This window comes from Mesorhizobium sp. M2A.F.Ca.ET.043.02.1.1 (genome assembly GCF_003952405.1).
Classification (GTDB): domain Bacteria; phylum Pseudomonadota; class Alphaproteobacteria; order Rhizobiales; family Rhizobiaceae; genus Mesorhizobium.
This window is the reverse complement of sequence record NZ_CP034445.1, coordinates 3,383,086-3,401,693: the sequence shown is the minus strand read 5'-3', so window position 1 is coordinate 3,401,693 and position 18,608 is coordinate 3,383,086. Positions and strand designations below refer to the sequence as shown.

Sequence of the window (18,608 nt, the reverse complement as noted above, 5' to 3'; positions counted from 1 at the left end):
AACCCGCGCTGGCACGGCTGGCGCGGGTTCTTTTTTGCACCTGATGTAACCAAAATGGCACCCGCGTAGTCACAATCGTAACGCGCTAAAGCAGCCACCGAATAGAAAGAATTTCGCCGTGAATGCCACTGCTGGAAATCTTGAAGCCCTGGAAGCTTCGTTGCTCGCCGAGATCGCGGCGGCCTCGGACGAGGCCGCGATCGAGGCGGTGCGCGTCTCGGCGCTGGGCAAGAAGGGCTCGGTCTCCGAAATGCTGAAGACGCTGGGCGCGATGAGCGCCGAGGAACGGCAGGTGAAGGGCCCAGCGATCAACGGCCTCAAGAACCGCGTCACCGAGGCGCTCATCCAGCGCAAGGCCGAGTTGAAGGACGTGGCGATCGCCGCCCGGCTCGAGGCCGAGAAGGTCGATGTCACGCTGCCTGTGCGCCAGTCGCCCGCCGAGCGCGGCCGCATCCATCCGATCAGCCAGGTGATCGACGAGATCGCGGCGATCTTCGGCGATCTCGGCTTCTCGATCGCCGAAGGCCCGGATATCGAGACCGACCACTACAATTTCACCGCGCTGAACTTCCCCGAGGGACATCCGGCGCGCGAGATGCACGACACCTTCTTCTTCCAGCCGGACGAGAAGGGCGAGCGCAAGCTGTTGCGCACGCACACCTCGCCCGTGCAGATCCGCACTATGGAGCGGCAGAAGCCGCCGATCCGCATCGTCATCCCCGGCAAGACCTACCGACAGGATTCCGACGCCACGCATTCGCCGATGTTTCACCAGGTCGAAGGGCTGGTGATCGATAAAACCGCCAACATCGCCAACATGAAGTGGGTGCTGGAGGAGTTCTGCAAGGCCTTCTTCGAGGTGCCTAGCGTCAAGATGCGCTTCCGCCCGTCCTTCTTCCCGTTCACCGAACCCAGCCTCGAGGTCGACATCCAGTGCGACCGCTCGCGTCCGGGCGAAGTGCGCTTCGGCGAAGGCTCCGACTGGATGGAGATCCTGGGCTGCGGCATGGTGCATCCCAACGTGCTGCGTTACGGCGGGCTCGATCCCGACGAATATCAGGGCTTTGCCTGGGGCATGGGTATCGACCGCATCGCCATGCTGAAATACGGCATGCCGGATTTGCGCGCCTTCTTCGATGCCGATGTGCGGTGGCTCACGCATTACGGCTTCCGGCCGCTCGACCTGCCGACGCTGTTTGGGGGATTGTCGACATGACTGCTCCCCACACCGGGGGCTGCCGGTGCGGCGCGGTGCGGTTCGAGGCCTCGGCCGAGCCGCACCACATCAGCTATTGCCATTGCGGCGACTGCCGGCGCGCCACCGGCGCGCCGGTGTCGGCCTTTGTCGGCTTCATGGCCGACCAGGTCGCGCTCGAAGGCAAGTCGCTGAAAAGCTATCGCAACGGCCCGGTGGAGCGCTCCTTCTGCGGCATTTGCGGCTCGCCGATCGCCTATGTCGATAAGCGGCTCGACAACAAGATCTATTTCATGCTCGGCGTCATGGACATGCCGGCCTATTTCAAGCCGACGCTGCATGCCTATGTGCGCGAGCAACTGCCCTTCCTGCACATGCCGGACGACCTGCCGAGACATCTGAAGACCAGCGTGCCCCGACCAGAAGGGCAAGGACCGAACGGAACAGAACCATGAAATTCACGCTCTCCTGGCTCAAGGACCATCTCGAGACCGACGCCTCGCTTGCCGAGATCGTCGAGCGGCTGACCGCGATCGGCCTCGAAGTCGAACATGTCGACGACAAGGCAGGCTTGAAACCCTTCGTCATCGCCAAGGTGCTGACGGCGGTGCAGCACCCCGATGCCGACCGGCTGCGGGTGCTGACCGTCGACACCGGCGACGGCAAGCCGCCCGTGCAGGTGGTGTGCGGGGCGCCCAATGCCCGCGCGGGGATGATCGGCGCCTTCGCCGCGCCCGGCACCTACATCCCGGGCATCGACGTGACGCTCTCGGTCGGCAAGATCCGCGGCGTCGAAAGCCATGGCATGATGTGCTCGGAACGCGAGCTGGAACTGTCGGACGAGCACAGCGGCATCATCGATTTGCCTGAGGATGCGCCGGTCGGCACCAGCTTCGCGGCCTACGCGCATCTCGACGATCCGGTGATCGAGATCAACCTGACGCCGAACCGCCCGGACGCGACCAGCGTCTACGGCATCGCGCGCGACCTCGCGGCGAGCGGGCTCGGGCGGCTGAAGACAGCGCCCGTGGAAGCGATTCCGGGCAAGGGCGCGACACCGGTCAAGGTCACGATCGAGGCGCCCGAGCTTTGCCCCGGCTTCGCGCTGAGGCTGGTCAAGGGCGTCAAGAACGGCCCGTCGCCGAAATGGCTGCAGCAGCGGCTGATCGCCATCGGGCTCCGGCCGATCAGCGCGCTGGTCGACATCACCAACTACGTCACCTTCGACCGCGGCCGGCCGCTGCATGTGTTCGACGCCAAGAAAGTCGCCGGCAACCTCGTGGTGCGCCGCGCCAGGGACGGCGAGAAGGTGCTGGCGCTGGACGGACGCGAATACACGCTGACGCCCGAAATGTGCGTGATCGCGGACGACAATGGCGTGGAATCGATCGCCGGCATCATGGGCGGCGAGCATTCGGGCTGCGACGAGAACACCACTGATGTGCTGATCGAATCCGCGCTCTGGGATCCGATCACCACGGCCCGCACCGGCCGCGCGCTCGGCATCATCACCGATGCCCGCTACCGCTTCGAGCGTGGCGTCGATCCCGAATTCATGGTGCCGGGTGTCGAGCTGGCTACCAAGCTGGTGCTCGATTTCTGCGGCGGCACGCCGAGCGAGATGGAGGTTGCCGGCTATGCCGGACACAAGCCGATGGTCGTGTCCTTCCCGCTGTCGGAAGTGAAGCGGCTGACCGGCATCGAGGTGCCGAGGGAAGAAACCCTCGGAATCCTGACCCGTCTCGGCTTCGAGCCGCAGGGCTCGGACGACGTCTTCAAGGTGAGGGTGCCCTCATGGCGGCCGGATATCGACGGCAAGGCCGACCTGGTCGAAGAGGTGATGCGCATCCATGGCGTCGACAACATCTTGGCCCAGCCGCTGACCTCGCACGACGCCGTCAACGGCAAGATCCTGACCACGCTGCAGGTGCGCACCCGCGCCGCCAAGCGGGCGCTCGCCGTGCGAGGCATGATGGAGGCCGTCACATGGTCGTTCATCCCGGCCAAGCACGCCGAGCTGTTCGGCGGCGGCCAGACGGCGCTGAAGCTCGCCAACCCGATCGCCGCCGACATGTCCGACATGCGGCCTTCGCTGCTGCCCGGACTGATCGCCGCGGCGCAGCGCAATGCCGACCGCGGCATCGGCGACGTGGCGCTGTTCGAGGTCTCCGGCACCTATGAAGGTGACGCGCCCGAACAGCAGCGGCGAGTGGCAGCCGGCGTGAGGCGCGGCACGGCCAAACTCGACGGTTCGGGCCGCAGCTGGGCCGGCAATGCCGGTCCGGTCGGCGTGTTCGACGCCAAGGCGGACGCGATCGCGGCGCTGGAAGCCTGCGGCGCGCCGGTCGACCGGCTGCAGATCGAGCCCGGCGGCCCGGCCTGGTATCACCCGGGACGTTCCGGCACGATCAAGCTCGGCCCCAAGACGGTGCTCGGCACTTTCGGCGAATTCCATCCGAAGACGCTGGACGGGCTCGACGCGTCCGGCCCGATCTGCGGCTTCGAAGTCTTCGTCGACGCCGTGCCGGAGCCGAAGGCCAAGCCGACGCGCACCAAGCCGAAGCTGGAGCTGTCGCCCTTCCAGGCGGTGAAGCGCGATTTCGCCTTCGTCGTCGACAGGACGGTCGAGGCCGGAACGCTGGTGCGAGCAGCCTTGGCTGCCGACAAGAAGCTGGTCACCGGCGTTTCGGTGTTCGACGTCTTCGAGGGCGCGTCTCTCGGCGCGTCCAAGACGTCGATCGCCATCGAGGTGTCGATCCAGCCGGTCGAAAAGACGCTGACCGACGAGGATTTCGAGGCGCTGGCCAAGCGCATCGTCGAGAACGTCAACAGGCAGACGGGCGGCGTGTTGAGAGCATAAGGCATTGCCGGCAGGTGGCGAATCGCCTTCCAAAGGGCGATGGACCACCTCCGCTATTCCGGCCTTCCCTTCGAAACGCAACGCGCGGCTTTCCTCGCCATCGTCGCGGCCGACCCGCTGTTGGCCGAGACGCTGTCGCGGGCGCGGGCGCTTGCGCTGCCGGATTGGCTGGTGGTTTCCGGCGCGCTCTACAACAGCGTCTGGAACCATCTGGCCGGGAAGCCGCCGGGCTACGGCATCAAGGACGTCGATCTGTTCTATTTCGATGATGCCGATCTCTCTTACGAGGCCGAGGATGCAGTGATCCGCCGGGCGGCGACGCATTTCGAGGGGCTGCCGCTGCCGGTCGAGGTGCGCAACCAGGCGAGGGTGCATCTGTGGTATCCGGTGAAGTTTGGGCAGGAATGTCCGCGGTATGCGAGTTCGAGCGAGTCGGTGAGCTATTTTGCGTCGAAGACGCATGCGGTTGGGGTGCGATACGGTGCTGACGGGGCGCTGGAGCTGGTGGCGCCGTTCGGGCTGGATGATATCTTTTCGTTTCGCATCACGCCGAACCGGGCGCTGGACAATCAGCGGACCCATGAGGCGAAGGGGAGAAGGGCCAGGGAGTGCTGGCCGGAGATTGAAGTGGTGCCGTGGTAGGGGCGCACAGATAAGAGACGTCGGCGCGAGGCCCCCCTCTCTGCCCTGCCGGGCATCTCCCCCTCAAGGGGGGAGATTGGCAGCTCTGCCGACGGCGCTTCCTCCTCATCGGTGAAAATTGGCGAAAGCCGGCGCGACATCTGATCTCCCCCCTTGAGGGGGAGATGGCCGGCAGGCCAGAGAGGGGGGCCTCGCGCCGACTTTCAACTCTCACCTATTCACCAGCGCCAGCAGTTCCTCCGTATAGCGCTTGCCGACCACCTTGTCCGGCGACAGCGCATCGCCGATCGCCGCCACTTCCGCAGCGCTCAACTCAATCCCGGCCGCCGCCGTATTCTGCTCCAAGTGGCGTATCTTTCTTGCACCGGGGATCGGCACGATGAAATCGCCCTGGTGCAGCACCCAGGCGAGCGCCAGCTGCGCCGGTGTCACGCCCTTTTCCGTCGCCATCTTCTCCAGCACTGCAATGACGGCGTTGTTGGCTGCCATCGCCTCGGCCTGGAAGCGCGGCAGAGTGAGGCGCCAGTCGCCGGCGCCGAGCGCGTCGGGCTTGGCGATCGTGCCGGTAAGCAGGCCGCGGCCGAGCGGGCTGTAGGGGACAAAGCCGATGCAGAGCTCGCGGCAGACGGCGAAGACCTCGTCCTCGGGATCGCGGCTCCACAGCGAATATTCGCTCTGCACCGCGGCGATCGGGTGCACGGCATGCGCCCGGCGCAGCGTCGCGCCGCTCACCTCCGACAGGCCCAGCGCCCTCACCTTGCCCTCGCGCACCAACTCGGCCATGGCGCCGACCGTGTCCTCGATCGGCACGTTGGGATCGACGCGGTGCTGGTAATAGAGGTCGATGACATCGGTATCGAGCCGCTTCAGCGAAGCTTCCGCCACCGCCTTGACGTGCAGGGGGCGGCTGTCGACGCCTGCCATGCGGTCGAGGCCGGTGCCTTGGTCGAGGATCTTGAAGCCGAACTTGGTGGCGATGGTCACTTTGTCGCGCACCGGCTTCAGCGCCTTGCCGAGGAGGATTTCGTTCTCGAACGGACCATAGACTTCGGCCGTATCGAAGAAGGTCACGCCGATTTCGACGGCGCGGCGCAGCGTGGCGATGGCCTCGGCCTCCGGCTGGCCGCCATAGGCGAAGCTCATGCCCATGCAGCCGAGGCCGACGGGAAAGACTTCGAGTTCAGTTCCGAGTTTGCGGGTTTGCATGACGCATCTCCTTGTTGCGATGGGCATGAGATAGCGCCTGGAACCTTGTTCGATAATTGGTTCTCTTTTGTACGGCTTGCTCTATAGAATAGAACAATGAACCGGACGAACCTTTCGCAGCTCGCCGTGCTTGCCACAGTCGCCCAATGCGCCAGCTTTCGGGGCGCCGCGCGCGAGCTCGGCATCGCGCCCTCGGCCGTGAGCCACGCCGTGTCGAGCCTGGAAGCGCGGCTCGGCGTGCGGCTTCTGGCGCGCAGCACGCGCAGCGTCGCGCCGACCGAAGAGGGCGCGCAGCTGCTCGAACGGCTCCGCCCGGCGCTGTCCGAGATCGATCTTGCGTTGGAAACAGCGGTCGAGGCGCGCGACCGGCCGGCCGGCAATCTGCGGCTCACCGTGCCACGCACGGCCGCCCACCTGACGCTCACGCCCAGGCTCGGCGCCTTTGCCGCGGCCTATCCCGATATCGTGCTGGAGATCGTCATCGAGGATCGCTTCACCGATGTGGTCGAAGGCGGCTTCGACGCCGGCGTGCGCCTCGGCGAAAGCCTGCAGCGCGACATGATCGCGGTACGCATCGGGCCCGACATCCGGGGCGCGGTGGTCGGCTCGCCATCCTATTTCACCTCCATGCCGAAACCGCGCCATCCACGCGAGCTGGCCGACCATCGCTGCATCCGCTTCCGTTTCTCCAGCGGCATCCTCTACCGCTGGGAATTCGAGAGGGACGGCGAGGAGATCGAGATCGCGGTGCAAGGGCCGCTGATCCTCGACGAGGACGAGCTGATCGCCCAGGCGGCGGTCGACGGCGCCGGTCTCGCCTTCGTGTTCGAACCCTATGTGCGGGCGCCGCTCGCCGACGGCAGGCTGATCCGCGTGCTGGAGGACTGGTGCCCGTCTTTCGAGGGTTTCTTCGTCTATTATCCCAGCCGCCGGCAGATGCGCCCTGCGCTGCGGGCGTTTGTCGATTTCTTCAAGGTGAGCGGGTAAGCGGTCGTTGAAAGCGCCGACAGCAGGCTATCAATTCAGCGTTGATCGCAAGTCCTGTCAAACGCTGGCGCCGCCCCTCATCTGCCTGCCGGCATCTTCTCCCCGTTGAACGGGGAGAAGGGCGCAGTGGCCGGCGGTTTCGCCAATCGCCAACGCCGCAGGAAAGAACGCCGGCGTCGCGGCCAGCCTCTTTCTCCCCGTTCACGGGGAGAAATGCCCGGCAGGGCAATGAGGGGCGGCGCCAGCGTCTGGAATTGTCTGGGGGGCAAGACATAGAATACTTCGGAAGAAAGCTGATCTCAGCGGCGTTCTTCGGCCATGGAATCCCTCACCAACACCCCTACCCGCTACGGCTGGGCGATGATCGTCCTGCACTGGCTGATCGGCGTCATCTTCATCGGCCAGTTCGCGCTCGGCGTCGTCATGGTGCGCACGACAAGCCAGCGCGCGTCCTTCGAGCTGATCCAGCTGCACAAATCCTTCGGCTTCCTGCTGCTCGGCCTGATCATCCTGCGCATCGCCTGGCGACTCGGCAATGCGGCGCCAGCGCTGCCGGCTTCGGTCGGAACGATGGAGCGCAGGACCGCGCCGCTGGCGCATTTCGCGCTCTATGCCTTCCAGATCGCGCTGCCGCTTTCCGGCTGGGCGCTGGTGTCGGTGTCGACGCTGGAAATCCCGACCATGCCGTTCGATCTCTTCGTGATGCCCAATCTGCCGCTCGCCGAATCCGACGCTTCGGAGAGCTTTTGGACGTCCGCGCATTGGTATCTCGCCTATGCCGGTATCGGGCTGGTGGCGCTGCACATCGCGGCGGCGCTGCGCCACCATTTCCTGCTGCGCGACAATGTGCTGACGCGCATGATCACACCTTCGTCAGGCAGGGAATAGAAACGCGCCACCATTCGTTGGTGGGGCAAGAACGCAGAAAAGCGTATCTGCGGAAGGAAAAAACCCATGAACGCGCGTATCCTCGGATTGGCGGCCTTTGCCGCTTGCCTTGCCGTGCCTGCCATTGCCGCGGTGGCGCTCAGCGACGCCGCCGGCAGCTACACGATCAGCCCGTCGGGCTCCTCGATCCGTTTCACCATCGGCAAGGCCGGCGGCGGCGGCTTCGACGGCGCTTTCGGCCGCTTCAAGGGCACGATCCGCATCGACAATGGCGATGTCGGCCGCTCCAAGGTCGACCTCACCATCTATCCCGAAAGCGTCGGCACCGGTCAAGCCCGCATCGATGCCTTCCTGCGCTCCGACGCGGTGTTCGACGCGGCCAACAACCCGGAGATCCAGTTCCGCTCGACCAGCGTGACGCGCACCGGCGACACGACGGCGGTCGTGACCGGGCGGCTGACAGCGCGCGGCAAGACGTTTCCGGAGAAATTCACCGCCGAGCTCGGCGGATTGAAGGGCGGGACCATCAAATTCCACGTCACCGGCAAGGTGCTGCGGTCGCGCTACGGCATGGATGTCGGCACGCCGCTCTATTCCAATGTCGTCAATTTCGACATGACGCTGACGGGGAAGAGGGGGTAGTTCCAAGCTCCGCTTCCTCGAGTTCGTGATCCTAGGGCGAGCAAGGAGCGAAGCGACGCGCGCAGACCCTAGGATCCATGCCGTGACGCTAAGGCGTTGCAGCAGTTACAGAATTCTGCACCGCTGCACTTTACGTCATAGGTCACGGAATGGATCCTCGGGTCAAGCCCGAGGATGACGAACGCGTTTTGTGACCCGCGTCTGCGATTGGCTTTTCTCCAGAATTGGGGCACACCTCCATGATGTAACCGACATGGAGAAGCGTGATGTTCCGATGGGGTGTTCTGTCGACGGCGAAGATCGGCCGCGAGCAGCTTTTGCCGGCAATCGTGGATTCGGAGAACGGCGTGCTGTCGGCGATCGCCAGCCGCGACCTGTCGAAGGCGAAGGCGCTGGGCGAGCGTTTTGGCGCCCGTCATGCTTTCGGCTCCTATGAGGAGCTGCTTGCCTCGAAGGAGGTCGACGGCGTCTACATCCCGCTGCCGACCTCGCAGCATGTCGAATGGACGGCGAAGGCGATCGAGGCCGGAAAGCATGTGCTGGTGGAAAAACCGCTGGCGCTCGACGCCAGGGACATTCCGCCGCTGATCAAGCTGCGCGACGAAAAGAAGGTGCTGGTCTGCGAAGCCTTCATGGTCGTCTACCACCCGCAATGGATCAAGGTGCGCGACCTGATCGCTGGCGGCGCCATCGGCCGGCTGCGGCACGTGCAAGGCGCGTTCTCCTACTACAATGTCGACCCCAACAACATGCGCAACAAGCTCGATCTGGGCGGCGGCGCGCTGCCTGACATCGGTGTCTATCCGACAGTGTCGACGCGCTTCTCGACCGGCAAGGAGCCGATCCGCGTGCAGGCGACGATCGAGCGCGACAAGACCTTCGGCACCGACATCTATTCCTCGATCCGCGCCGATTTCGGCGACTTCGAATTGTCCTTCTATCTCTCGACGCAGATGGCGGCGCGCCAGGTGATGGTGTTCCACGGCGAGAAAGGCTTCATCGAGGTCTTCGGCCCGTTCAATGCCGGGCTCTACGAGCACCACCGCATCGAGCTGCACAACCAGAACCATACCGAGGCGCAGGTGTTCCGCTTTCCCGGCACGCAGCAATACCGGCTGGAATGCGAAGCCTTCGTGCGCGCCGCCCAGGGCGGCAAGGACCGCGTCTTCACGCTGGAGGAATCGGTGCTCAACCAGAAGGTCATCGACGCCATCTTCCGCGCCGGCGAAAAGGACGGCTGGGAGCCGGTCTGACGATTTTTGCTTTTACGCAATTCCGCGTCACACTTTTCCTGGAATTGCGTAGGCTCCGAATAAGTTTGCCGGCTCATTCTGGGAGGAAAAATGGCTGACGCGGACGTGATCATTGTCGGCGCGGGGCTGGCCGGCCTCGTGGCCGCGGCCGAGCTGGCGGAGGCAGGCAAGAAAATCATCATCGTCGACCAGGAGCCGGAGCAGTCGCTGGGCGGCCAGGCCTTCTGGTCTTTCGGCGGGCTGTTCCTGGTCGATTCGCCGGAGCAGCGGCGCATGCGCATCCGCGATTCGCACGACCTCGCGCTCGAGGACTGGATGGGCACGGCCGCCTTCGACCGGCCGGAGGATTTCTGGCCGCGCAAATGGGCCGACGCCTATGTCGGCTTCGCCGCCGGCGAGAAGCGCTCCTGGCTGATCGAGCGCGGCTTGAAATTCTTCCCCGTCGTCGGCTGGGCCGAGCGCGGCGGCGGCAATGCCGTCGGCCACGGCAATTCGGTGCCGCGCTTCCATGTCACATGGGGCACCGGACCCGGCGTGCTCGAACCTTTCGTGCTGCGCGTGCGCGAGGCGCAGAAGCGCGGGCTGGTCGAATTCAGGTTCCGTCATCGGGTCAACGAGATCATCCGCACCCGCGATACCGTCACCGGCGTGCGCGGCGACGTGCTGGAGGCGAGCAGCGTCGAGCGCGGGCATAAGAGCTCGCGCGCCGTGTCCGGCGCGTTCGAGCTCAGCGCGCAAGCAGTGATCGTCGCTTCCGGCGGCATCGGCGGCAATCACGAGCTGGTGCGCAGGAATTGGCCCGAGCGCCTGGGCGCGCCGCCCAAGCGCATGATTACCGGGGTGCCCGACCATGTCGACGGGCGCATGCTTGCGATCACCGAGGCCGCGGGCGGCAGGATCATCAACCGCGACCGCATGTGGCACTATGTCGAGGGCATCAAGAACTGGGCGCCGATCTGGACCGAGCATGCGATCCGCGTCCTGCCCGGTCCCTCCTCGATCTGGCTCGACGCGCGCGGCAAGAGGCTGCCGGTGCCGCTCTATCCGGGCTTCGATACGCTCGCCACGCTTAGCCATATCATGGGCACCGGCTTCGACTATTCCTGGTTCATCCTGACCAGGAAAATCATCCAGAAGGAGTTCGCTCTGTCGGGCTCCGAGCAGAATCCGGACCTCACCGGGAAGAGCTGGCGGCAAGTGCTGGGCCGCGCGACATCGGGCATTCCCGGCCCGGTGAAAGCCTTCATGGAAAAAGGCGAAGACTTCATCGTCGAGGCCGACCTTTCAAAGCTGGTGGCGCGCATGAACGCGCTGGCCGGCGGCGAGCCGCTGCTGGACGTCGCCCAGGTCGAGCGCGAGATCCGCGCCCGCGACAGGCAGCTCGACAACCCGTTCTCCAAGGATGCGCAGATCACGGCGCTGCGCGGCGCGCGCACCTATCTCGGCGACAGGCTGATCCGCACGGCCAGGCCGCACAAGATGCTCGATCCGGCGAACGGCCCGCTGATAGCGGTGCGCCTCAACATCCTCACCCGCAAGACGCTGGGCGGGCTTGAGACCGATCTCGACAGCCGCGTGCTCGATGCCGCCGGACAGCCGGTTCCGGGGCTCTACGCGGTCGGCGAGGTAGCCGGCTTCGGCGGCGGCGGCCTGCATGGCTATGCGGCGCTGGAGGGCACCTTCCTCGGCGGCTGCATCTTTTCGGGGCGCAGCGCCGGACGGGCGGCGGCGGCCACGATTGCGTGAACGGAGGGGGCAGGTGATCGCCGGGTTAGCGACAACGCTGTAGGCTTTTTCAGTCAACAGTTGTCGACCGAACTCCAATCAGCGGGAAGAGCATGCGCATCATCGTCTATGGCATCGGCGCGATAGGAGGCGCCATCGCGGCCCAGCTGAGTTTTTTCGGCCACACGGTCCTCGGCATCGCCCGCGGCAGGCAGCTTGATGCCATCCGCGCTTCGGGACTGTCGCTTTCCACTCCGCAAGGCACCAGGACCGCGCGCTTTCCTGTCTATGCCGACCCGGCGGAGATTTCCTTCGAGCCGGACGATGTCGTGCTGCTGACGATGAAAACGCCAGACACGCTCGGCGCGCTGCAACGGCTCAACGCCGCCGGCCTGGCGACGCAACCCGTATTCTGCTTCCAGAACGGCGTCGCCAACGAGGCGCTGGCCTTGCGTTTCTTTGCCAATGTCTATGGCGCAACGGTGATGCTGCCGGCCGATTACGACACGCCCGGCGAGGTCGGGACCTATTTCGCGCCCAAGATCGGCGCCTTCGACATCGGCCGCTATCCTTCCGGAACCGACGACGCGGTCGAGAAACTGTGCGGGGTCCTGAGCACGTCCGGCTTCATCGTCGAGGCCAGGGACAATGTGATGGACAGCAAATACCGCAAGCTGCTGGCCAATCTTCGCAACATCATCGACGCGGCGCTTGGCGACACCGAGCTTCAGCGGAAATGGTATGCCAGGGCGCTCGCCGAGGCGGAGGCGGTGCTGACCGCCGCCGGAATAGCGTGGGACAAGACCGACGCCATGGCCCGCCAGGAACTGACCATAACCGCCATTCCCGGCCGAACGCGCGTCGGGTCGTCGACGCTGCAGAGCATCGTGCGCGGGACGGGCTCCCTCGAAACCGACTTCCTCAACGGCGAGATCGTGCTGCTCGGGCGGCTGCACGGCATGGCGACGCCCGTCAACGCAGCCTTGTGCAGACTGTCGATCGCGCTGGCCAGCGGCCGGATGCGGCCGCAATCGGCCGGCGACGACACGATCGCCTCCATGATCGGCGCGGCCGACGGAACCGGCTGATCGCCGGAGGCAATCAAAAAACAGAGCCGCCCGAGAATCCTTTCGGGCCCATGGAACGTCTTCCTCACGCAGACACGTCAAACAGGAGACGACCATGAACTACAACCTCATCCGCTACGGCGTGAAGGACGCCGGAATCGTCGAGAACCGGACGCTGGTGACAAAGGTGTTCGAGGCGCTGGATGAAACAAAACCGCAAACCGTGCGCTATCTCGTGCTCGAACTCGACAACGGCGAATTCATCCACATCGTCGGTTTTGAAAAAGACAGCTCGGCGCTGACCGAGCTCGACGCGTTCAAGGCATTCAGCGCCGATCATGCCGGCCGGCGTTCGACGCCGCTTGTGAGGTCGCCGGCGAAGATCGTCGGCAACTATCGTATGCTGGCCAGGGCCAATGAAGCCGTGCCCGCCTGACCTTGGCATTGGCGAGGCGAGAAAGAGGACGATGAGCTTGGCAGGGTTCGGCCGCGCGGAACTTGAAGCCATGCTCGTCGGCCTGCGCCCGAAACTGCACCGCTATGTCGCGCGCATGGCGGGCTCCGCCATCGAGGGCGAGGACATCGTGCAGGAGGCAGTGGTGAAGGCGCTCGCCGCCCATGATGGCGGCGCTCTCGTCGAACGCCCCGAGCAGTGGCTGTTCCGCATCGCCCACAATGCGGCGCAGGATCATCTGCGCCGCCGCCAGCGGGAGCGCTCCCGCGTCACCGAGGCCGACATGACGACGATCGAGGATCTCTCGGCCAATGCCGAGGCGAGGCTCGCGGCGGCGGCAAGCCTGCGCAGCTTCATGCAGCTTACGCTGGCGCAGCGCAGCGCCGTGATCCTCGTCGACGTGCTTGGCCTCACCTTGCATGAGACCTGCGAGGTGACGAGCGCGACGCTTGCCGCCACCAAGGCGGCTCTGCATCGCGGCCGGGCGGAGTTGAAGGCGCTGGCTTCGGCGCCGGCCGACGTCGCGATGCCAAAACTCGAACCGGAAGAAGAGCGCCGGCTGCGCCGCTATATCGACCTGTTCAACGCGCGCGATTTCGACGGGGTCAGGGCGCTGATCGCCGAGGACGTCCAGGTCGACGTCGTCAACCGGACCCGCCTCGACGGCAAGAAGGAAGCCTCGACCTATTTCGGCAATTACGAGCGCCTCGGCGACTGGGCATTGTCGCTCGGCTTCGTCGATGACCTGCCGGCGATCCTCATCCGCAACCCGCAGGCGGACGATGCCGTGCGCGGCTTCGTGCTGGTCCATTGGCGTGGCGAAGAGGTTGTGCGCATCCGCGATTTCCGCCATGCACCCTACTGCCTCGAGAATGCCCACGTCCGTCCCGTCGCGGTTTGATCGTCGCGTGAGGCACTGCTCCATCAAATCATCGTGAGGCCGCGCGATCGTCACGGATCGGCCATCAGCGCAGCAGCATAGGCCTGCTCGAAGTCGGCCAGTCCCCGGTCCCATACGCGCCACGGCACGATCATTTCACCGTCCGCGAAGAAGGCGCCTGGCTGGCCGTCGTTAGTTTTTTGTCATTTCACCAATCACGTAATGCGGGCGGACAGGAGCCCGCGAGGTTCTCCGATGTCTCTTACCGAAGCCACCAAGCCCGCCAAGCAGGATTCCCGCAAGGCCAAAGCAGCGACCGCGGCGCCGCCGCGCGAGCAGATCCTGATCGGCCCCGATTTCATCCAGAAAGGCGAGCCGCACGAGCGGCTCGACCGGTTCTTCGCCGATCTGGCGGGCCGCTTCGACGCCGCACCGGCGGTCATCTCCGACGGTCGGCCCTGGTCGTATCGCGAGCTGAACAGCCGCGCCAACCAGTTCGCCCATCTGTTGATCGAGCGCGGCGTCAAGCCAGGCGACAGGATCGGCCTTTTGCTCGACCGCTCCGCCGAAACCTATATCGCGGTGCTTGCCGTGATGAAGGCCGGGGCGGCATTCGTGCCCTTGGCCACCGCGTTTCCCGAAGACCGCATGGTGATGATCATCGAGGACGCCCACGTCACGATGGTGATCAGCGTTTCCGGTTATGCGGCGCGCGTGGCGCGCCTGCCCGTTCCGCATATCTCGATCGATTCGGCGGAGTCCGAAATCGCGCTCCAGCCGGAAACGGCGCCCCTGCCGGACGGCGCCCAGGATCAGACCTGCTACATCCTCTACACGTCGGGCACCACAGGCAAGCCCAAGGGCGTGGTCATCACCCATCAGAGTTTTTGCAACTTCATCCGTGTCGCGGCGGCATCCTATGGCTACCAGCCGGGCGACCGCGTCTATCAAGGCATGACCATTGCCTTCGATTTCTCCTCGGAGGAGATCTGGGTGCCGTTCGCCGCAGGCGCGACCGTCGTGCCGGCGCCCGGCCAGCAGCCGTTGGTGGGCGAGGAGCTGGCCACTTTCCTGCGCGAGCACACCATCACCTGCATGGCCTGCAGCCCGACGCTGCTGTCGTCGATCGAGAGCGATGCGCCAAGCCTGCGCGCGATCCTTGTCGGCGGCGAGGCCTGCTCTCACAAGCTCGTGGTGCGGTGGGCGAAGCCTGGCCGTCAGATCCTGAACACCTACGGCCCGACGGAGGCGACCGTCACAGCCACCATGGCCTTGCTGACGCCGGATGAACCGGTGACGATCGGCAGGCCGCTGCCCACCTATTCGATCGCCATCCTCGATCCGAAAAAGCCACAGGTTCTGAGCGGCGACGCGTTGGGCGAGATCTGCATCGGCGGCATGGGCGTTGCGGTCGGCTATCTCAACCGGCCGGAACTCAACGATGAGAAATTCATCCATGATTTCATCGGTCTGCCGAACAACCCAGGCGGCCGCATCTATCGGACGGGAGATCTTGGCCGGATCAACGACAAGGGCGAGATCGAATACCACGGACGCATCGACACGCAGGTCAAGATCCGCGGCTATCGCATCGAGCTGGGCGAGATCGAGGCCGTGCTTTTGGATCAGCCCGGCATCGCGCAGGCGGCGGTCACGACCTGGGAGATCGAACCCGAGCGCACCGAGCTGGTCGGCTACTATGCCCCCAAAAGCGGCGGCGACGGTGTGGACCGCACCGCTCTCGTGCAGGAGCTGAAGCGACGGCTGCCCGATTACATGGTTCCGGCCTATCTCGAGCAATTGCCCGCGATCCCGATGACCGTTTCCAACAAGGTCGACCTGAGGAAGTTGCCAAAGCCGACGAGCGCGCGTGTCGCCGCCGGCCATGCGATGATCGACCCGCGCAACGAGGACGAGACGCTCCTCGTGGAGACGCTGGCGGACGTGCTGAAATTCGAGGACATCTCCATCGAAGATCACTTCTTCGACGACCTCGGCGCGAACTCGCTGCTGATGGCGCGGTTCTGCGCGCGCATCCGCTCGCGCAAGGCCTGGTCGACGACGTCGATGCGCGACATCTACCTGCACCCGACGGTAGCGAAGCTTGCGGAATATCTGCGGGAACCCCAGACGGCCGCGGTTGCCGCGCGCGAGCCGATGTTGACGCACAGAGCCACCAATCTTGCCATCTGGGCGACGGGATTCGGCCAGCTGCTGTTCTACGCGGTCTACAGCTATGCGGCGTTGTGGACGATCAATGACGGCCTCAATTGGGTCTATGACGCCCTGGACGACCCGGTGTCTCTCTATCTGCGTTGCGTTCTTCTGTCCGCCGGCGTGTTCTTTGGATTGAGCGGCTTCGCCGTCGCCGCCAAATGGCTGCTGGTCGGCCGCTGGAAAGCCGAGACCTTTCCGATCTGGGGTTGGCGTTACTATCGATTCTGGATCGTCAAGACTCTGGTCCGCAGCGCTCCGGTCGTGCTGTTCCGCGGCAGTCCGCTCTATAGCCTCTATCTGCGCCTGCTCGGCGCGCGGCTCGGCAATCGCACCGTCGTCGAGTGCCGGGCCGTTCCGGTCTGCACCGATCTGATCGCCATCGGCGACAACTCGATCCTGCGCAAGGACTCGACGATCCTCGGGTTCCGCGCGCAGGCCGGCTATATTCATACCGGGCCGGTCAATATCGGCAACAACGCCTTTGTCGGCGTCGGATCGACGCTCGACATCGACACGCGCATGGGCGACAGCACCCAGCTCGGCCACGCTTCGTCGCTGCATCGCGGACAGACCATTCCGGCCGGAGAGCACTGGCACGGCTCGCCTGCGATCCCGACGGAGGCGGATTACTGCAACGTGCCCAACGTCCCATTGTCGCGGGTGCGCCGCGTCATCTACGAGGCGATCCAGCTCTTCATCCTTTTTGCCATCGTCACGCCGTTCCCGCTTCTGTTCCACAGCTACTGGGAAAATGTCGGCGACGACTATGATGAGACCATCGGCGTCGTGGCGATCGGCACCACGGTCACGGTGGCGGGCTTCATCATCGGCGGGGTGCTGCTGGCGGCCATCGTGCCGCGGCTGTTCAACCTCGTGCTGAAGCCCGGCCGGAACTATTCGCTCTACGGCTTCCACTACTGGCTGCAAACGATGCTGGAACTGGTCAGCAATGTGCGGCTGCTGAACGTGCTGTTCGGCGACAGTTCCGCCGTCGTCTATTATCTGCGCGCCATCGGCTGGAAGCTGAACAAGGTGGATCAGACCGGATCGAATTTCGGCACCAACCAGCGGCATGAAAACCCGCAGCTGAGCGAGATCGGCTCGCACACGATGGTGTCCGACGGCCTGTTCATGGTCAACATGCAGAAGTCGGCCAACTCCTTCCGGCTCGAGCATACGCGGGCCGGCGAACGCAACTTCTTCGGCAACAACATCATCTATTCACCGGATTCCCGCGTCGGCGACAATTGTCTGCTCGGCACCAAGGTTCACGTGCCGGTGGACGGCCCCGTGCGTGAGAATGTCGGGCTCCTGGGCTCGCCACCATTCGAAATTCCGCGCATGGTCAATCGCGACAAGGAGCTTCTCGGATTGATCTCCGACAAGGAGCGCAGTCGCCGCCTGCCGCTGAAGAACCTGCACAATCTGGTCACCGCTCTGATGTTCGTGGCCGCGCAGTGGCTGATCCTGTTCCTGACGCTCGCAATCTGGGACCGCGCGCTGAACTACTATACCGAGTGGGGGCAGACGGCACTGTTCGTGGCGGTGATGCTGACCACGGCGATCGGCATCCCGTTCTATATCTTCCTCGAGCGCGCCAGCCTCGGCTTCCGCCGCCTGAAGCCCAGGATGGCGACGATCTACGACCCGGTTTTCTGGCGGCACGAACGTCACTGGAAGCTGTCCGATTCACCGATCATGGGCCTGTTCACCGGCACGCCGTTCCGGCCGCTGATCCTGCGCATGCTGGGCGTGAAGGTGGGGCTGCGCCTCTATGACGGCGGCTGCATCATCACCGAGCGGTCGCTGGTGGAGATCGGCGACGACGTCACGCTCAACGAAGGCTGCGTGATCCAGCCGCACTCGCTGGAGGAAGGCGCGTTCAAGTCTGACTACATTCGTATCGGCAATGGCTGCACGCTGGCGCCGTCCGCTTTCGTTCATTACGCGGTGACGATGGGCGAGGGGTCGGTGGCCGACGTCGACTGCTTCGTCATGAAGGGCGAGGTGCTGGAGCCGAACACGGTCTGGCGCGGCAACCCGGCGAAGCTCTATGGCGTGGTGACGCCGATCGACGCCCGCGCGATGGAAGCCGGGCACGCCGCGTGACGCGCCGCGCCGGCACCAGCGACCGGCCGGTTGCCCTGGAGCCTGTCGGCAAGGGCAACCGGGCGGCGATAATGGCGCTCGAACTGTTGCCGGAGCAGCAGGAGCACGTCGCCTCCAACGCCGAATCGCTGGCGGAGGCCGAGCAGGATGACGAGGCGATCGCCCGCGCCGTGGTCTTCGCCGGGCGCGTGGCCGGATTCCTCATGTACAGCGCGCCAAAGGACGATGACGAAGCGATCGTCTATCGCTTCATGATCGACCGCCGCGAGCAAGGCACAGGTCTTGGCCGCGCCGCTGTCGGCAAGGCGCTGGAAGAGATTGCGAAGCTCGGCCACATCCGCCGCGTTGCGATCTGCTACGAACCGGAGAACGAGGCGGCGCGCCGGCTTTACGCCGGCTTCGGTTTCGTCGAGCAAGGACTGGACGAAGACGACGAGATGATCGCCACGCTCGAACTGGGGCGGATAGAGCGTTGAAAACCCG

General features: G+C 64.9%; 15 protein-coding genes. 14 read left to right on the top strand and 1 reads right to left on the bottom strand.

From position 1 onward, the window contains the following. Positions 1-118 precede the first annotated feature (118 nt). From pheS to EJ068_RS16195, 4 genes are read left to right on the top strand one after another with little or no spacing between them, the layout of a single operon-like run. Positions 119-1,216, top strand: coding sequence for a phenylalanine--tRNA ligase subunit alpha (gene pheS / locus EJ068_RS16210; protein WP_127251472.1), 1,098 nt, complete (start codon positions 119-121; stop codon positions 1,214-1,216). After that, positions 1,213-1,650: a GFA family protein gene (locus tag EJ068_RS16205; protein ID WP_126080128.1), complete on the top strand. Its 438-nt coding sequence runs from the start codon at positions 1,213-1,215 to the stop codon at positions 1,648-1,650. Before pheS ends, EJ068_RS16205 begins: the two co-directional genes overlap by 4 nt. Further along, positions 1,647-4,055: a phenylalanine--tRNA ligase subunit beta gene (pheT, locus tag EJ068_RS16200; protein WP_127251471.1), complete on the top strand. Its 2,409-nt coding sequence runs from the start codon at positions 1,647-1,649 to the stop codon at positions 4,053-4,055. The genes EJ068_RS16205 and pheT overlap by 4 nt, the downstream gene beginning before the upstream one ends. 39 nt (positions 4,056-4,094) lie before the next feature. Continuing rightward, complete coding sequence (locus tag EJ068_RS16195; RefSeq protein ID WP_127251470.1) at positions 4,095-4,697, top strand: nucleotidyltransferase family protein; 603 nt, start codon at positions 4,095-4,097, stop codon at positions 4,695-4,697. Between the two features lie 210 nt (positions 4,698-4,907). Here the strand turns inward: EJ068_RS16195 and EJ068_RS16185 are convergent, their stop codons facing one another. Then, entirely contained in the window at positions 4,908-5,903 is a 996-nt protein-coding gene (locus tag EJ068_RS16185; protein ID WP_127251469.1) for an aldo/keto reductase, read from the bottom strand. 96 nt (positions 5,904-5,999) lie between these two features. On the opposite strand from EJ068_RS16185, the gene EJ068_RS16180 reads away from it, so the two are divergent. The 10 genes from EJ068_RS16180 to EJ068_RS16130 all read left to right on the top strand — a co-directional run bounded on the left by EJ068_RS16180 (position 6,000) and on the right by EJ068_RS16130 (position 18,601). Beyond that, positions 6,000-6,890 (top strand): LysR family transcriptional regulator, encoded by an 891-nt coding sequence (locus EJ068_RS16180; RefSeq protein ID WP_127251468.1) that lies wholly within the window; start codon positions 6,000-6,002, stop codon positions 6,888-6,890. Positions 6,891-7,208: 318 nt separating this feature from the next. Then, a complete protein-coding gene (locus EJ068_RS16170) occupies positions 7,209-7,778 on the top strand; it encodes a cytochrome b (RefSeq protein ID WP_127250026.1) in 570 nt (189 codons plus the stop codon). A gap of 66 nt (positions 7,779-7,844) precedes the next feature. Next, positions 7,845-8,420 (top strand): YceI family protein, encoded by a 576-nt coding sequence (locus EJ068_RS16165; protein WP_127250025.1) that lies wholly within the window; start codon positions 7,845-7,847, stop codon positions 8,418-8,420. A 266-nt stretch (positions 8,421-8,686) separates the two neighbouring features. Next, the gene (locus tag EJ068_RS16160; protein WP_127250024.1) at positions 8,687-9,673 is read left to right on the top strand and encodes a Gfo/Idh/MocA family oxidoreductase; all 987 of its coding nucleotides are present in this window, start codon (positions 8,687-8,689) and stop codon (positions 9,671-9,673) included. Between the two features lie 90 nt (positions 9,674-9,763). Then, the gene (locus EJ068_RS16155; protein ID WP_127250023.1) at positions 9,764-11,419 is read left to right on the top strand and encodes an FAD-binding dehydrogenase; all 1,656 of its coding nucleotides are present in this window, start codon (positions 9,764-9,766) and stop codon (positions 11,417-11,419) included. A 92-nt stretch (positions 11,420-11,511) separates the two neighbouring features. Continuing rightward, positions 11,512-12,486, top strand: coding sequence for a 2-dehydropantoate 2-reductase N-terminal domain-containing protein (locus EJ068_RS16150; protein WP_126080136.1), 975 nt, complete (start codon positions 11,512-11,514; stop codon positions 12,484-12,486). A 94-nt stretch (positions 12,487-12,580) separates the two neighbouring features. Then, positions 12,581-12,901 carry a hypothetical protein gene (locus EJ068_RS16145; RefSeq protein ID WP_245463126.1) on the top strand — a complete coding sequence of 107 codons (321 nt, stop codon included), beginning with the start codon at positions 12,581-12,583 and terminating at the stop codon, positions 12,899-12,901. A 31-nt stretch (positions 12,902-12,932) separates the two neighbouring features. After that, on the top strand, positions 12,933-13,820 hold the full coding sequence (locus EJ068_RS16140) for an RNA polymerase sigma factor (protein ID WP_127250022.1): 888 nt from the start codon (positions 12,933-12,935) through the stop codon (positions 13,818-13,820). A 234-nt stretch (positions 13,821-14,054) separates the two neighbouring features. Continuing rightward, positions 14,055-18,125 (top strand): Pls/PosA family non-ribosomal peptide synthetase, encoded by a 4,071-nt coding sequence (locus EJ068_RS16135; protein ID WP_245463125.1) that lies wholly within the window; start codon positions 14,055-14,057, stop codon positions 18,123-18,125. Then, complete coding sequence (locus EJ068_RS16130; protein WP_245463124.1) at positions 18,122-18,601, top strand: GNAT family N-acetyltransferase; 480 nt, start codon at positions 18,122-18,124, stop codon at positions 18,599-18,601. The genes EJ068_RS16135 and EJ068_RS16130 overlap by 4 nt, the downstream gene beginning before the upstream one ends. Positions 18,602-18,608: the final 7 nt, after the last annotated feature.

Coding starts and splice junctions, on each gene's coding strand:
- EJ068_RS16205 (WP_126080128.1), top strand. CDS start 1,213: ATGACTGCTCCCCACACCGGGGGCTGCCGGTGCGGCGCGGTGCGGTTC.
- pheT (WP_127251471.1), top strand. CDS start 1,647: ATGAAATTCACGCTCTCCTGGCTCAAGGACCATCTCGAGACCGACGCC.
- EJ068_RS16195 (WP_127251470.1), top strand. CDS start 4,095: ATGGACCACCTCCGCTATTCCGGCCTTCCCTTCGAAACGCAACGCGCG.
- EJ068_RS16185 (WP_127251469.1), bottom strand. CDS start 5,903: ATGCAAACCCGCAAACTCGGAACTGAACTCGAAGTCTTTCCCGTCGGC.
- EJ068_RS16180 (WP_127251468.1), top strand. CDS start 6,000: ATGAACCGGACGAACCTTTCGCAGCTCGCCGTGCTTGCCACAGTCGCC.
- EJ068_RS16170 (WP_127250026.1), top strand. CDS start 7,209: ATGGAATCCCTCACCAACACCCCTACCCGCTACGGCTGGGCGATGATC.
- EJ068_RS16165 (WP_127250025.1), top strand. CDS start 7,845: ATGAACGCGCGTATCCTCGGATTGGCGGCCTTTGCCGCTTGCCTTGCC.
- EJ068_RS16160 (WP_127250024.1), top strand. CDS start 8,687: ATGTTCCGATGGGGTGTTCTGTCGACGGCGAAGATCGGCCGCGAGCAG.
- EJ068_RS16155 (WP_127250023.1), top strand. CDS start 9,764: ATGGCTGACGCGGACGTGATCATTGTCGGCGCGGGGCTGGCCGGCCTC.
- EJ068_RS16150 (WP_126080136.1), top strand. CDS start 11,512: ATGCGCATCATCGTCTATGGCATCGGCGCGATAGGAGGCGCCATCGCG.
- EJ068_RS16145 (WP_245463126.1), top strand. CDS start 12,581: ATGAACTACAACCTCATCCGCTACGGCGTGAAGGACGCCGGAATCGTC.
- EJ068_RS16140 (WP_127250022.1), top strand. CDS start 12,933: ATGAGCTTGGCAGGGTTCGGCCGCGCGGAACTTGAAGCCATGCTCGTC.
- EJ068_RS16135 (WP_245463125.1), top strand. CDS start 14,055: ATGTCTCTTACCGAAGCCACCAAGCCCGCCAAGCAGGATTCCCGCAAG.